At 63.0% G+C, this 14,250-nt stretch carries 12 protein-coding genes; 5 read left to right on the forward strand and 7 right to left on the reverse strand.

The genetic code is table 11. The features are described 5' to 3' along the window. Positions 1-66: 66 nt before the first annotated feature. Entirely contained in the window at positions 67-822 is a 756-nt protein-coding gene (locus tag JG746_RS25770) for a class I SAM-dependent methyltransferase (protein WP_244730447.1), read from the forward strand. An 84-nt stretch (positions 823-906) separates the two neighbouring features. Here JG746_RS25770 and JG746_RS25775 read toward each other — a convergent pair whose 3' ends face one another. Next, complete coding sequence (locus tag JG746_RS25775; RefSeq protein ID WP_202355281.1) at positions 907-1,233, reverse strand: EamA family transporter; 327 nt, start codon at positions 1,231-1,233, stop codon at positions 907-909. 321 nt (positions 1,234-1,554) lie between these two features. Here JG746_RS25775 and JG746_RS25780 point away from each other — a divergent pair, with 321 nt between their 5' ends. Beyond that, positions 1,555-3,639: a hypothetical protein gene (locus JG746_RS25780; protein ID WP_202355282.1), complete on the forward strand. Its 2,085-nt coding sequence runs from the start codon at positions 1,555-1,557 to the stop codon at positions 3,637-3,639. Between the two features lie 19 nt (positions 3,640-3,658). Here the strand turns inward: JG746_RS25780 and JG746_RS25785 are convergent, their stop codons facing one another. Continuing rightward, a complete protein-coding gene (locus JG746_RS25785; protein ID WP_202355283.1) occupies positions 3,659-4,474 on the reverse strand; it encodes a phytanoyl-CoA dioxygenase family protein in 816 nt (271 codons plus the stop codon). Then, the gene (locus tag JG746_RS25790) at positions 4,471-5,472 is read right to left on the reverse strand and encodes a class I SAM-dependent methyltransferase (protein WP_202355284.1); all 1,002 of its coding nucleotides are present in this window, start codon (positions 5,470-5,472) and stop codon (positions 4,471-4,473) included. The genes JG746_RS25785 and JG746_RS25790 overlap by 4 nt, the downstream gene beginning before the upstream one ends. A 396-nt stretch (positions 5,473-5,868) precedes the next feature. Between JG746_RS25790 and JG746_RS25795 the strand changes: the two genes are divergently transcribed. Further along, positions 5,869-6,237, forward strand: coding sequence for a hypothetical protein (locus JG746_RS25795; RefSeq protein ID WP_202355285.1), 369 nt, complete (start codon positions 5,869-5,871; stop codon positions 6,235-6,237). A 49-nt stretch (positions 6,238-6,286) separates the two neighbouring features. On the opposite strand, the gene smc is transcribed toward JG746_RS25795, so the two are convergent. The 3 genes from smc to JG746_RS25810 all read right to left on the reverse strand — a co-directional run bounded on the left by smc (position 6,287) and on the right by JG746_RS25810 (position 11,213). After that, positions 6,287-9,745 carry a chromosome segregation protein SMC gene (gene smc / locus JG746_RS25800; RefSeq protein ID WP_202355286.1) on the reverse strand — a complete coding sequence of 1,153 codons (3,459 nt, stop codon included), beginning with the start codon at positions 9,743-9,745 and terminating at the stop codon, positions 6,287-6,289. 60 nt (positions 9,746-9,805) lie between these two features. Continuing rightward, positions 9,806-10,549: a DsbA family protein gene (locus JG746_RS25805; RefSeq protein ID WP_202355287.1), complete on the reverse strand. Its 744-nt coding sequence runs from the start codon at positions 10,547-10,549 to the stop codon at positions 9,806-9,808. 154 nt (positions 10,550-10,703) lie between these two features. Beyond that, entirely contained in the window at positions 10,704-11,213 is a 510-nt protein-coding gene (locus JG746_RS25810) for a DUF721 domain-containing protein (RefSeq protein ID WP_202359471.1), read from the reverse strand. A gap of 115 nt (positions 11,214-11,328) precedes the next feature. Here JG746_RS25810 and mutY point away from each other — a divergent pair, with 115 nt between their 5' ends. Together mutY and JG746_RS25820 are read left to right on the forward strand one after the other, a co-directional pair. Beyond that, positions 11,329-12,402 (forward strand): A/G-specific adenine glycosylase, encoded by a 1,074-nt coding sequence (mutY, locus tag JG746_RS25815; protein ID WP_446721084.1) that lies wholly within the window; start codon positions 11,329-11,331, stop codon positions 12,400-12,402. A 10-nt stretch (positions 12,403-12,412) separates the two neighbouring features. Beyond that, positions 12,413-13,051 carry an HAD family hydrolase gene (locus JG746_RS25820; protein ID WP_202355289.1) on the forward strand — a complete coding sequence of 213 codons (639 nt, stop codon included), beginning with the start codon at positions 12,413-12,415 and terminating at the stop codon, positions 13,049-13,051. A gap of 40 nt (positions 13,052-13,091) precedes the next feature. Here the strand turns inward: JG746_RS25820 and JG746_RS25825 are convergent, their stop codons facing one another. Beyond that, on the reverse strand, positions 13,092-14,225 hold the full coding sequence (locus tag JG746_RS25825; RefSeq protein ID WP_202355290.1) for a site-specific DNA-methyltransferase: 1,134 nt from the start codon (positions 14,223-14,225) through the stop codon (positions 13,092-13,094). Positions 14,226-14,250: the final 25 nt, after the last annotated feature.

The raw sequence follows: 14,250 nt of genomic DNA on the forward strand, positions 1-14,250 counted from the left end.
GCATTCTGTCCGGGCTGCGGGTTTGCCCCAGCCAGCCAGGACGGCTTCCCCGCCTGGGCACCCGAAATGGCAGACGAAGGCGGCGGGTTCCACGAGAGCTTCTTTCCCGAACTCGCCAGGCTCGAGGCGGGAAATTTCTGGTTCGAGGCCCGCAATGCCATCATCGTTCGCACGCTGCGGCGGTTCTTTCCGCAGTTCCGGTCGTTCCTCGAGATCGGCTGCGGCACGGGCTTTGTGCTGAGCGGCATCGCCCACGCGTTTCCCGACGTTCGGCTGGTCGGGACTGAAATCTTCATTGCAGGGCTGCCCTTTGCCGCCGCCCGCGTGCCGTCGGCAAGCTTTGCCCAGATGGACGCAAGGCGACTGCCCTATACCGCGGAATTCGATGTGGTCGGTGCGTTCGACGTGATCGAGCACATCGAGGAAGATGTCGACGCATTGAAGAACCTGAAACGCGCGGTGAAGCCTGGAGGCGGCGTGATCATTTCAGTGCCGCAGCACAAATGGCTGTGGAGTGAGATCGACAAGCAGTCGTTTCACTTCCGGCGTTACGAAAGGCGGGAACTGCATGAAAAGATCGAAGGCGTGGGACTTGAGATCGTCTACAGCACGTCGTTCGTATCGCTTCTGCTGCCGCTGATGTTCCTGTCACGGCGGCGCAAGAGCGAGAGCCCGGAGTTGGACGCCGGCAGGGAATTGCGCCTTGGACGGGCCACAAATGCCTCTTTGCGGGCCGTGATGCGCTTCGAAAGCCTGATCCTGGCGACGGGCCTTACCTTTCCCGTCGGCGGATCCCGGCTGGTGGTGGCAAGGCGCCCGTGACTGCTGCGGCAAAGGCGGCGCTTCGCGTATCACCGCACCCGACAAAGTGGCCTTTTGGGTTTCCCGCCGGCTTCGGTGCGCACCTTATGGCAACCGGGTCGCGGCCAGCATCACACCGAGGACAATCAAGCCATTGCCCGCAAGGGACTGCCAGCTGAACCGTTCGTGCAGGAACACGATCGAACCGGCGAAAATCAGGGGATAGGACAAGGCTGCAAACGGGAAGGCCACCGAGAGGGGAATTCTCGATACCCCTGCGTACCAGAAAAGACTGGAGGCCACGAGGCCAAGGCCGCCTATCCAAACCTTCCAGTCGGCGAGCAGGCCAAGCAGATAGGGCCAGCCCGCCTCAAAGCTGAACGGCACCGTCCCATGTTCAGTCAGGCGAGACTTGATGATGATTTGGGCCATGGTAAGCAAAATAACGGCCGCAACAATGAGGGCAACGCCGGTGGCACGGTTATCCAGTTTGCTTCTCCATTCGCTCGAATCGCCGGCGCTTTGGCGTTTTGGACTGTATCATGCCAACTGTCCGTTTGGGCTGCGTTGCCGCTGCAAGCGCGGGGCACCCTCGGGCAACCTCTCCATCCGGCAAGAACCGTTGTTGATACCAGCTTGGATTGTCCCGCGCAGGTTGACAAAGGCGAAGCCAAACGGTCCATCTAGGCCGGTTGTCGTGTCCGGCCCCGATTTCGAGCGGTGTGCACGATTCAAGGGGAGCTCAACCGAACCATGGCAATCCAGGAGCAGTCCCGGACAATTCTGGCTGAGCAGAATCTGCCGGCAGAGGACTTGTCCAAAGTGGGGTCCTCTTGGTTTCCCGCGGCTGTATTAATTCTGGCGATCAATTTCTGCTTCCTCGTATTCTACGTTTTCGTAAAATACAAAGGCCTTTTTCACTCCGACAGCGCGATGAAGGTTTTGCTGGCGCGAGAAATCGTCAGCAGTGGAAACTTCTTCCCACCGGGTTGGTATTATGGAAACAACGACATTGTCGTTGTTTTTGGCCATCTCTTCATCATACCGATCCTGGCTTTTCTTCCTGCCGGTTTCACAGCCCATGCGATCTCGGGCCTTGTCACATCGATACTCGTGCTGCACAGCGTCTGGCTGGCTGCCGGCCTGGCGCCGATCGGCAGAACACGGCGGACGCTGATAACAGCATCGGTAGCGGCGGGAATGTCCGGAGTCTTGGCCGAAAATCTCTACGGACAGGCGTCATACGGCACAATTCTCTACATGTCGCTGTATTCGATATACTGCCTCGTGCGGTTGATGAGAGAGAAATCGGCGAAGAACGTCGTCATATGGAGCGTTCTGCTGTGTGCGCTGATCACGGCCGAGTTTTGGGGTAATCCTCAGCGCGCGATCGTTACCGTAGGGATGCCGCTCATCGTCGCCACGCTGTGGTCCATCCACAGGCTGGGACTGCATCCCGCAGGTGTGGGGCGAGCATCCCTTGTGGGCGCGGCCGCTTCGATGTGCGCAGCGATAGGTGGCGGAAGCATCCTCTATGGAGTGACCTTTGCTCATGTAAACAATGCCGCGCGCGCCGCGTCCTCCGTCAAATGGCTGCCATACGATGCGATCGTCAGCAACCTTGCGGTCCTGGGCAAGGCGGTGCTGGCGGTTTTCGGCGGATCTCCGCCCGGAGACAGCGGACTTCTGACCGTGATCGGCCTCTACGGCGCCCTACGGTTGATTGTCGCGGTCATATTGGTGGCGTTGATCGTGCGTTCGGTGGCAACATCGGCGAGGCCGGGCGACGAGGTCAGGCCGCTGGCCATCTTTGGATCGGTGGCGCTTCTGCTGGTGTGCTTTCTGCAAGTGGCAACGACCATTCCGGACCTTTCCGATCCGATCGGCAGTTCCCGTTACCTGGTACCGTCGCTCGTCACGATGACCATCGTGGCGTTGGCCACACCTCTCGACATGCGACTGAGGCCCATCGAGTTCCTCAGCGTGGTGGTCGTTTTTGCCGGATTGCTGACAAGTGCTTACCCGGCTTTTGTCAGGTCGGATGCGTGGTCGCCTTTGACCTCGGGGCAGCGGAAATCCCCTGCCGTCAATTTTTCGGACTTGGCGCGCTACCTCCAAGCCAATGGGCTGAACTATGGCTACGCCACCTATTGGAACGCCGGCACGGTCAGCGTGTTGTCCGACGAACATGTCCTGGTTCGGCAGATCACGCTGGACGGCGCTTTGCCAATGCCCTTGCGTTTCCTGTCAGCGGACCGCTGGTACAATACCGAGACCTGGAAGGGCGAAACATTTCTTCTCCTGACACAGGATGAAGCCAACAAGGTCGACTGGAAACTGCTGGCGGAACTTGGCTTGCCGATTTCGCGGAAACTTCAATTCGGCAATCTCGGCATCTTTGTATTCGCAGACAACATTGCCACCAAGGTCGCGGGCTGGGACGTTGAATTCAAGCGGCCGACAACATTTCATGCCGATGCCGGCGCGCTTACCCAGGTGGGTTCACTGGAGCAACACGGAGGTGAGAAGGTGCTGGTGGCGCCCTCGAAATCGCCGGGTGCGCTGTACTATGGGCCATTTGTGAAGGTCGTTCCCGGCACGTATCGCCTCACCTTTGACGTCGAAGCCGGCAGCAATCCGGCTGCCACGCTGCGCCTTGACGCGGCCACGTCGCCGGACGGCATGGTCCTGGCGCAGAAAGACCTGACGGAAAGTCGTGGACCCCAACAGCTGCTCTTCTCGCTCGACCACACATCGATCATGGAATTTCGCGTCTGGGCTCTGGGCAATGGCGAGGTGACGTTCAAATCGGTCACCATCGAGCGCACAAGTCCGTAGCGATGGAAGCTCGTAGAATCTACTTCTTCGCTCGCGCGCTGAACCACGCGTCCACCGAGCGATACTCGTCCAGACCGAATCCCAGAATCTTCTTCTGATCCGCGCTCAATCCCGGGAAATCGGACAAGATCGACGGCAAATGAAGCTGCTGCCGCAGCATCGGGATGGTGAAGACGTGGTTCACGCCGCGCCGGTTCCTGTCGGTGTGGTTGGTCGATCCGGCATGGTAGAGCATGCAGTCCAGAATGATGAATGTCCCCCGCGGCACGGTTACCTGGGACTGACGCCGACGCACCGTCTCGTCCGAGGGAAAATCCTCGCGATGATGGCTGGCGGGTATGACCCGGGTGGCGCCATTTTCGGCCGTGAAATCGTCAAGCGCGAAAAGGGCGTTTATGGCAAGCGGCCGTGAACTGACGAAGTGCTGGTAGGGGAGATCGCGATGAAAGGACGCCTGGCCGTACTTGCTCCCATTGGCACGATTGATCAGCCCATTGACCTGATTGAGGATGTAGTAGCCACCGAGCATCCTTGAGAGCATTTGCGCCAGGCGCTCATTGAAGGCGATGGCCATGAACGCCGGAGCATATTTGGGAAGGACGCGGATCGTGTCGCGCTCGCCGATCGTCGAAAGGTCGTAGCCGGCGCTTGCGGCTTGCTCGGCGTATTCCACTTCAGCAGCGTCAAAGTCACTGGACAAAGCGTCCAACTGCTCGCCCGTCAACCCTGCGTCGAGCGTCGTATAGCCGGTGAGCCGGAGATCCTCGATCAGGACATCGATGTCGTCGCGTACGACCGCGGTTTCCTTGACCCCGTAGCGATCGATCTCGGTCACAGCTGCTCCTTGAGAAGGCTGGAAAAGAGGTAGGGATGGACGATCTGTGCGCCGCTGCTCCGAAACTTTCCGGCCACCACCGGCCAGCTTCGCGGATTGACAGCGGCCACCATGATAGTCTGGGGATGCGTGGAAGCATACTCGTCGGCTCTCAGCCACGGCCGGCCGTCGAGAGTTGTCGCGAGTGGCTCGTCCGTCAGGAATGCTTCGGCTCCCTTGACAAGCCGAGGAGCATAGGCCCGCAGCAGATTCCGGAACTCCCCGGCTCCAAAGATCGCGTAGGGCCTGTTGTCCAGCCACTCTGACGCGCCGGCATCAATTTCCGACCAACCCTTCAGGAAATCCGATCGCGCCTGCGCCAGTGACAGGTACCGGAGAGTCCCGGGATCCTGCGGTGCGCTCGTGCTGGGTTTCAAGAGGGTCAGTCGAAAGCCCTTTTGCTGTCCACGCAGCGCAATGCTTCCAATGACCTGCAGTCCTGCTGCCGCAGCGACCATCCGCAGCGACGGTTCGGAGAAACTCGAGACATGATCGAGGAACAACAGCTCCGTGTCGGCACTATCACCGTCCGGGCAGATCACCACCACGTGGCCTTTATCCGAGAGGGCCTGGCTCGACACGGAAAGGAAGGCCTGCGGGCTGAGAGCGTGCTCAAGGACGTTCACCGAAAGGCAGAGGTCGTACCGCCCGGCAATCGCACCGAGGGCCTCTTCGGCATAGCCCTGCCGGATTGTCGCGCGCGCGTGATCCCGACGCTGCGCTGCAGCGACCAATTGAGATGCCGCCTCGAAGCCCAGCGCTTCCGTCAATTGCCATCGCCGCGCCAGCTCTTCGAGCAGGGCACCGGTCCCCGCCCCGAACTCGACGACGTTTCGGGGGCGAAGAGCATGGCCGAACAGCGCGACCGCGGCTTCGTCCATGCAACCGGCATAGGCTTCGGCTCGGGCGGCATCGGCGGCCGGGTCAACCAGGCCGAGATTGTATCCGTCGCTGTACACAGCATCCCGATCTTCAGGCTTCAGTGGGGTGAGATGAAAGCCATGCCCGCATCTCAGGCATGAGGCCTTCTCAAGGGGGCGGCTGAGAATTGTGCCATCGCTCGTCATGGAAAGCGATGGATGGGGTAGCGCCAGCCTCATCGGTGCGCCGGCCCCGCAAGCAGGACAAACGGATTCACTCAAACTGTCGCCCCTCCGCCAATTCCATATTCGGCCAATGGCCATGCGGCGTAAATCCCCCAACGCGCCTCGAGGTCTCGCCCTGCCCGCGCGGGCGAAGGTTCGTTGCTTTTCTGGCCATGCGATGCAATCGTGGCGCTCTGCGCTGCCCTGCTTCGTGCATAGGAACCACCGGCAGGCTTCGACCTTGGCGGTCGAAATCATTGTTGGATCATAATGACATCCTGTTCAGCCGTCTTATGGGCCGCCTTCATCGTCACGCTCGTTGCGGTTCTGGTGCTCGCCCTTTTGCCCGTGCCCGAGCTTCAGGAATTCGGGCTCGACATCGGTTTCGACAATGACAAGCTCAATCATGCCAGCGCATTCGCCACCCTGGCTGTTCTTGGCGGTCTTGGGTGGCCCGGGCGCAAGGTCAGGCTGGCCATTTTCCTGGCTCTGGTCGGGGCGGTGATCGAGGTCCTTCAGGGCACCCCGCTGATTGACCGCGACCTCGACGTGTTCGATTGGGTTGCCGATTGCATCGGCACAGCGTGCGGCCTCGCGGTGGCGATGTGTGTAAACTGGGTCATGCACCGCAAGGGCTGATGGCCAATCGCACCCTGCCCTATGGGCTGGAAGCGCCAACCCGAACGCTTCAGCTCGCCTCGCGCATCGCCTCGGCGGCCTGCAGGTCGACCGAAACGAGCTGGCTGACGCCCTGCTCGGCCATCGTCACGCCGAACAGCCGGTCCATGCGCGCCATGGTGATCGGGTTGTGGGTGATTATGACGAAGCGCGTCTCTGTGGTCTTGGCCATCTCGTCCATGAGATTGCAGAAGCGTTCGACATTGTGATCGTCGAGCGGCGCGTCGACTTCGTCGAGCACGCAGATCGGCGCCGGGTTGGTCAGGAAGACGGCAAAGATCAGCGACATCGCCGTCAGCGCCTGCTCGCCGCCGGACAGCAGCGTCATGGTCTGCGGCTTCTTGCCGGGCGGACGGGCCAGGATTTCGAGCCCCGCCTCGAGCGGATCGTCGGATTCGATCAGCTGCAATTCCGCCGTGCCGCCACCGAACAGATGCGAGAACAGCCGCTGGAAGTGGCTGTTGACGACATCGAAGGCGGCGAGCAGCCGCTCGCGGCCTTCGCGGTTGAGGCTCTGGATCGCTTGCCTGAGCTTACGGATCGCCTCGATGATGTCCTCGCGCTCGGAGACGATGGTCTCCAGCCGGTCGGAGAGCTCCTTCTGCTCTTCCTCGGCGCGCAGATTGACGGCGCCGAGCCGTTCGCGCTCGATCTTCAGCCGGTCGAGCTGGCGTTCGATCTCGGCCATTTCGGGCATCGGGTCGTCGGCTTCCAGGCCGGTATGGCGGATAACCAGATGCGGCGGCGTGTTCAGCGTTTCCTGGATGCGCGCTTCGACCTCAAGCCGGCGCTCGTCGGCCGCCGTCAGTCTTTCCTCGGCGCGGGCACGGGTCTCGCGCGCCTCGGCCAGCGACTGGATGGCTGATGTGGCCCCCTTGTCCAGTTCGGCCTGCCGGTTTTCCGCTTCCTGCAGCCGGTCGGCGGCCGCCTTGCGCAAGGTCTCGGCCTCGGTGAGCTGCGACAGCAGCGCGCGGCGCTTCGCGTCGATCTCGTCGGGCGCATCGGCCAGCCGTTCGCGCTCGGCCTCGGCCTCGGCCTTGCGTTCACCGAGCGAGGCGATCTGCGTCGAGGCGTTTTCGGCGCGGACCAGCCAGTTGCTGCGCTCGGCGCCGATGGCATCGAGCCGGCGCGTGCGCGCCTCGGCCTCACGCCGCAGCCCTTCATGGACGGCACGCGCATCGGCAAGCGTGGCGCGATCGCGCGAGACATTGGCCGAGGACTGTTCAAGCTGCAATTGCAGGTCGCCGAGATCGGGCGCGTCCTGCAGCAGCATTTCGGCCTCGACGAAAGCCGCCGAGGTTTCCTCATGGCTGTCGACGATGCGCGCGCGGGCCTCATCTAGCGCCGCGCGCCGGCTCGCCAGTTCGCCGCCGGCCTTTTCGGCCTCGGCCAGCGCATTGCGGGCGGCGTCCAGCCGGTGCTGGGCGTCGCGCCCGGCCTGGCGCATGTTGCGTTCGGCCTCGCTTGCGTGGCGAAGCGCCTGCTCGGCCTGCGCCAGCGCCTCCTCGGCGTGACGCAGCACAAGTGTCGCCTGCACCGCTTCGGCATCAAGTTCGGCAAGCCGGTTCTTCTGCGCCAGCCTTTGCGCCGCGGCCGTCGGTGCATCGGCGCTGGCGGTCAGGCCGTCCCAGCGCCACAATGCGCCTTCACGGCTGACCAGCCGCTGGCCGGGTGCGAGCAGCGCCTGCAGCCGGCGGCCGTCGGCGGCCTCGACAATGCCGATCTGCGCAAGGCGGCGGGCGAGCTGCGCCGGGGCACGCACCACGCTGGCAAGGCTCTTGATGCCTTCCGGCAGGGCGGCGTCGCCGGGCTGGATCTGGCTCTCGCCCCAATGCGCGGGCGCGCTGCGGTCAAGCGGCACGTCGAGATCTTCGCCAAGGGCCGCACCCAGCGCCGTCTCGAAGCCGCGCTCGACGCTGATCTGCTCCAGCACCGAAGGAAAGAGATCGCCGCTGGCGGCATTGAGGATCTTGGCCAGGGTGCGTGCTTCGGTCTCGATCCGCGCCAGTTCGGCCCTGGCGTCCTGAAGCGGCGGGCGGGCAGCGCTTTCGGCGGCTCGGGCATCGATGACCGACTGCTCGGCCTGCGCCACGGCGGCCTCGGATTCTTCCAGAAGCGCCATGGCCTGTTCGACAAGTATCCGCTTCTCGGCCGGGTCCGGCAGGCCGGCGACCTTGGAGAGAATATCCGACAATTCGCGATCGACCTCGGCGAGCTGGCGTGCGAAGCGGTCGCGGCGCTCGGCGGTTTCGCGCAAGGTGCGTTCAATCTGGTGGCGCGACGCGGCGGCTTCGGCCCGTTCGGCGGTCAGCGCGGCGAGCCTGGCTTCGCTTTGCGCAAGCGTCGATGCCGCCTGTTCGAACGCCGCGCGCGTGGTGGCCTCGCGCTCGGCCGCACCGGCGTTCTCGGAATTGAGCGTGGCTTCTTCGGTGCGCAGGCGTTCGAGAACATCGGCATTGTCGCGCACCATCCGCTCCTCGCGGGCGATGTCGCCGTCGAGCTGCTGCAAGCGGCGCTCGATTTCAGCCTGGCGGTTGCGGATGCGCCCGGCCTCCTCCTCGATCTGCGACCTGGCGATCGACAGGCGCTGGAAGGCGGCCGCGGCGGCGGCTTCCGCGTCGCGCAGATCGGGCAGGCGATGAGCACTGATGCCCTGTTCCTTGGCCGCGTTCATCTGCGCGGCGGCGCGATCGCCGACCAGTGCCGTGGCAACAGCCAGCGCGGAACGTGCCTCGCCTTCCTGCGTCTTGGCCAATGTCCAGCGCAAATGCAGCAATGTCGCTTCGGCCTTGCGGATATCGGCCGACAGGTTCTTGAACCGCGAGGCCTGGCGCGCCTGGCGCTTCAGGCTTTCGATCTGGCCTTCCAGTTCGCCGACGACGTCGTCGAGGCGTTCCAAATTCTGTTCGGCCGCCTTCAGCCGAAGTTCCGCCTCGTGGCGGCGGGTGTGCAGGCCGGAAATGCCGGCCGCCTCTTCGAGCAGGGCGCGGCGCGCCTGCGGCTTGGCCTGGATCAGTTCGCCGATACGGCCCTGCCCGACCATCGAGGGAGAGCGCGCGCCGGTCGACTGGTCGGCGAACAGAAGCTGCACATCCTTGGCGCGCGCTTCCTTGCCGTTGATGCGGTAGAGCGAGCCAGCCTCGCGCTCGATGCGGCGCGACACCTGCAACTCGTCGGCGTCGTTGAAGGCCGCGGGCGCCGAACGGTCACTGTTATCGAGGAAAAGCGTGACTTCGGCGGTGTTGCGGGCGGGCCGCGTGCCTGAACCGGAAAAGATGACGTCGTCCATGCCGGACGCGCGCATGTTCTTGTAGGAGCTTTCGCCCATCACCCAGCGCAACGCCTCGACAAGGTTCGACTTGCCGCAGCCGTTCGGCCCGACAATACCGGTCAGGCCGCGTTCGATGACGAACTCGCCGGGCTCGACGAAAGACTTGAAACCAAGGAGGCGGAGGCGCGAAAATTTCATTCACGCCGCCCCATAGAGATGGGCACGCCGAAGCGCTGCCGCCTCAGCGCTGAGCTGATGTCAGAGCAGAGGGTCGATGATGGCCGACATTTCCTCAATCGACATCGCCCCTTTGTAGGTCTTACCGTTGATGAAGAAGGTCGGTGTCGAGTCGACCTTGAATTCATTGGCGCCGCGCTTCTGGACCGATCTCACATCGTCCAGAAGTTTCTGGTCCGTCAAGCAGGCCTCGAAGGACTCCTGTGTAAAACCGGCGAGCTTCGAGATTTGCAGCAGCGCATCCTTGGTGTTCGACACGCCAACCCAGTTCGCCTGCTGCCGGAACAGAACGTCGACCATCGGGAAATAGTTATCCTTGGCGCAGCGCGCCAGCATGAAACCGGCTTCCGCACTCGGGTCGAACGGGAATTCGCGCAGGATATAGCGCGCCTTGCCGGTGTCGATGTACTTCGTCTTCAGGTCCGGGAAGGTGGTTTCGGCGAAATGCGCGCAATGCGGGCAGGTCATCGAGGCGTATTCGACGATGGTGACCTTGGCGTCATCCTTGCCGAGCTGCTTGTCGGGCAGTGCGCCGGGCTTCAGCAGTTCCGCCATGTCGACATTGCCCTGGGACTCGGGAACCTTGGCGGCAGCCGGCGTGGCCGGCTTTGCGGGAGTGGCCGGATCCGCGGGCTTCACATCCGCCGCCTTGGCCTGTTCGCCGGAGTCGCTGCATGCGGCGAGCAGAGCCACCGCCGGAATGGCGGCCAGCGAAGACAGGACGTTTCTGCGAGACAGACTTTTGCCGAACGGAGGACGGTTCATACGAATCACCTGACAAGGGTTGAATTTTGCAATGCAAAGGCACGAAAAGGCGAGAGTTGGCGCGAATTAAGGCATCTCCATCCCCAATCCAATCGTGAAACCTGACAGAGGCGATCACGAATGCGAGATGTTGGCGACAAATCAATGACTGTCTTCAAGGGGTTTTTGACTTCCTTTCACCCAAAATGGTTGCGCCAAGCCTTTCCAGCGAGGCGCGCAGACCGTCATCCTCGATCCGTCCGACCGTAGTGGACAATCTGGTTTGCTCCGCCGCCGTCAAGGGCCTGAAGGTCGGTTTAGGCCGTCCTTTCTCCGCCGTCACCGGTTTTTGCACGATCCTGATGCGGCCTATTGCCGTAAAGCCGAGGAAAGCGTTGACCCGGTTGATGATCTCGCCGGTCTCGTGCTGCAAATGAAGGGCGGCCATGCCTTCGCAAGCAATGACCAGCACCGCCGGCTCGAACGGATCATCCTCATGCAGCCGGCGCGGCCACTGGATCTTTTCGGGACGCGAGCGGCTGGCCAGGCGCGGGCCGGCGATCTCTTCCCAAGACTGGACGAGACCAATCGAGATGCCTGCGCGTTTGCGCAGCACCGGATCGAGGATTTTGGTGGCGAGATCGCTCACCGGGACGGGATTGCCGTAGGGCGTTCTCCCTGCCATGTACGTTCTCCAGCCACGACCCCAGCAGATTACCGGCCAGGCCAATACACGATCAATGGCACCAGCAGACCCGACCCGCAAGGCCCAGACACGCAAGGCCCAAAAATCCAGGGCAATGCCGGACGACACTGCGTCGCGCCTGCTCGCCTGGTACGATGTGCATCATCGCGAGCTGCCGTGGCGCGTGAGCCCGCGCGAGCATGCCCGCGGCGTGCGGCCCGACCCCTACCGCATCTGGCTGTCCGAAGTCATGCTGCAGCAGACCACCGTCGAAGCGGTGAAATCCTATTTCCGCGCCTTTGTCGAAAAATGGCCCGATGTCGAAGCGCTGGCCGCCGCGCCGACCGAGGACGTTATGAAGGCCTGGGCGGGGCTCGGCTATTACTCCCGCGCCCGCAATCTCAAGGCCTGCGCCGATCTGGTGGCGGCGCGCGGCGGCCGGTTCCCCGACACCGAGGCCGGTTTGAGGGACCTGCCCGGCATCGGCGCCTACACTTCGGCGGCGATCACCGCGATCGCTTTCGACCGCCCCGCCGCCGTGGTCGACGGCAATGTCGAACGCGTCATATCGAGGCTTTTTTCGATCACGACGCCGCTCAGCGAAGCCAAGCCCGAGATCCGCGCCCATGTCGAGGCCATGGTGCCGGCGGCAAGGCCGGGCGATTTCGCCCAGGCGATGATGGACCTCGGCGCCACGATCTGCACGCCGCGTCGGCCGCGCTGCATGCTGTGCCCGCTGCGCGAGGGCTGCAGCGCCGTCGTTTCAGGCGATCCGGAAAATTTCCCGGTGCGGCTGCCCAAAGCCGACAAGCCGCAGCGGCGCGGCGCTGCTTTCGTCGCGGTGCGTTCGGACGGCGCCATCCTTCTGCGCAAACGGCCCGAAAAAGGTCTGCTCGGCGGCATGACCGAGGTGCCGACAACGGCCTGGACGGCGCGGGTGGACGGCGCCACCACGCACGCGGCTGCGCCCTTTCCCGGCGACTGGCGGCGCGCCGGCACGATCACGCATGTCTTCACTCATTTCGCGCTCGAACTCGAAGTCTTTCACGCCCACATCAAAGGTGATGCGCCGGCCGGGCATTTCTGGTCGCACGCCCACGAGATTTCCGGGGAGGCCCTGCCCACTGTCATGAAAAAGGCAATCGAGGCTGCGATACCCGGCGCGACGAAAAAGCAACGCCCGCATTGAAAGAGGCTTCATGACCGAGATCCGCCACATCGTTTTCGACATCGGCCGCGTGTTGATCCACTACGACCCGAACATTCCGTTCAGCCGCCTCATCCCCGATACCGAAGAGAGAAAGTGGTTCTTCGACAACGTCTGCACGCATGACTGGAACATCGAGCAGGATCGCGGCCGGACATGGGAAGAGGCAGAGGCGCTGCTGATTGCGGACTATCCCGACCATGCGGAAAACATCCGCAATTTCCGCCGCCTCTGGCACGACATGGTACCGCACGCCTATGATGACAGCGTCGCCATCATGCTCGGCCTGATCGAAAGCGGCCACGATGTGACCATGCTGACCAATTTTGCCTCCGACACGCTTGCCGAAGCACGCAAACGCTTCGATTTCCTCAATCGCCCACGTGGGGTGACCATCTCCGGCGAGATTGGCCTGATCAAACCGGACCGCGAAATTTACGACCACCACGTGGCTGCGTTCGGGCTCGAACCATCGGCGACACTGTTCATCGATGACAGCCAGAAGAATGTCGACGGCGCCAAGGCCGCGGGCTGGCATGCCGTGCTGTTCACCGATGCCAGGACGCTTCAAGCGGATCTTGAACGCTTCGGAATCGAGGCGCGATCTGAATCGCTTGCGGCGATCCGCTGAGATTCTGATTCAACGCGATGCGTGACAGTTCGGGCGGGGGTCAGCCCCCTGCCCGCTCCATGCCGAGACGGGCGATGCGGCGCAGTTCGTCGATCGGGGTCAGCCCGCCGCTGCGCTCATAGTGCCAGAAGGTCCAGCCATTGCAGGCGTCCAGGCCCTGCACCTCGGCGCCGATCTTGTGGATCGAGCCGGCGCTGTCGCCGATCGCCACCGTGCCGTCGGCGCGCACCTTGGCCGCCCAGCGCTTCTTGGCGTCGTAAAGCGTCGCGCCAGGCGTCACTAAGCCGGTGTCGATCAGGCTGACGAAGGCAACGCGCGGCTCGGCACGCTTGCCGGTCAATACCGTCAAATCGGCATCCTCCAGCGGCCGCACCGCATCGATGCGCTCGTTGGCGGCGTCGATATAGGCCTGCTCGCGCTCGATGCCGACGAAATGACGGCCGAGGCGTTTGGCGACCGCACCGGTCGTGCCTGAGCCGAAGAAGGGATCGAGCACGATGTCGCCCGGCTTGGTCGAGGCCATCATGATGCGGGCGAGCAGCGCTTCCGGCTTCTGTGTCGGGTGCAGCTTGTCGCCATTTTCGTTCTTCAGCCGCTCGCCACCGGTGCAGATCGGGAACAGCCAGTCCGAACGCATCTGGATGTCGTCGTTCGATGCCTTCAGCGCCTCATAATTGAAGGTGTAACCCTTGCCCTTCTGGTCGCGGGAAGCCCAGATCATCGTCTCATGCGCGTTCTGGAAACGCCGGCCGCGGAAATTCGGCATCGGATTGGTCTTGCGCCAGACCACGTCGTTGAGGATCCAGAAGCCCAGATCCTGCATCTTGGCGCCGACCCGGAAGATGTTGTGATAGGAGCCGATGACCCAGATGGTGCCGTTGGGCTTCAGCACGCGGCGCGCCGCCAAAAGCCAGGCGCGGGTGAAGGCATCGTAGGCTTCGAAATTCTCGAACTGGTCCCAGTGATCGTCGACCGCGTCGACCTTGGACTGGTCGGGCCGGTGCAGGTCGCCGTCGAGCTGCAGATTGTAGGGCGGATCGGCGAAAATGACGTCGACCGATTTTTCCGGCAGGCGGTCGAGGGCCGCGACGCAGTCGCCCTTGAGGATCGTGTCCAGCCATTCGGATTGCTGGGGAGCGTGGGACAACTCGTGGAGAAGACGCACGGCAGACATTTTTACACCCAAGGCACGCGTTACT

It is taken from the genome of Mesorhizobium sp. 113-3-3 (genome assembly GCF_016756495.1).
In the GTDB taxonomy this organism is placed as follows: domain Bacteria; phylum Pseudomonadota; class Alphaproteobacteria; order Rhizobiales; family Rhizobiaceae; genus Mesorhizobium.

Coding starts and splice junctions, on each gene's coding strand:
- JG746_RS25780 (WP_202355282.1), top strand. CDS start 1,555: ATGGCAATCCAGGAGCAGTCCCGGACAATTCTGGCTGAGCAGAATCTG.
- JG746_RS25775 (WP_202355281.1), bottom strand. CDS start 1,233: ATGGCCCAAATCATCATCAAGTCTCGCCTGACTGAACATGGGACGGTG.
- JG746_RS25820 (WP_202355289.1), top strand. CDS start 12,413: ATGACCGAGATCCGCCACATCGTTTTCGACATCGGCCGCGTGTTGATC.
- JG746_RS25805 (WP_202355287.1), bottom strand. CDS start 10,549: ATGAACCGTCCTCCGTTCGGCAAAAGTCTGTCTCGCAGAAACGTCCTG.
- smc (WP_202355286.1), bottom strand. CDS start 9,745: ATGAAATTTTCGCGCCTCCGCCTCCTTGGTTTCAAGTCTTTCGTCGAG.
- JG746_RS25810 (WP_202359471.1), bottom strand. CDS start 11,213: ATGGCAGGGAGAACGCCCTACGGCAATCCCGTCCCGGTGAGCGATCTC.
- JG746_RS25825 (WP_202355290.1), bottom strand. CDS start 14,225: ATGTCTGCCGTGCGTCTTCTCCACGAGTTGTCCCACGCTCCCCAGCAA.
- JG746_RS25770 (WP_244730447.1), top strand. CDS start 67: ATGGCAGACGAAGGCGGCGGGTTCCACGAGAGCTTCTTTCCCGAACTC.
- mutY (WP_446721084.1), top strand. CDS start 11,329: ATGCCGGACGACACTGCGTCGCGCCTGCTCGCCTGGTACGATGTGCAT.
- JG746_RS25795 (WP_202355285.1), top strand. CDS start 5,869: ATGACATCCTGTTCAGCCGTCTTATGGGCCGCCTTCATCGTCACGCTC.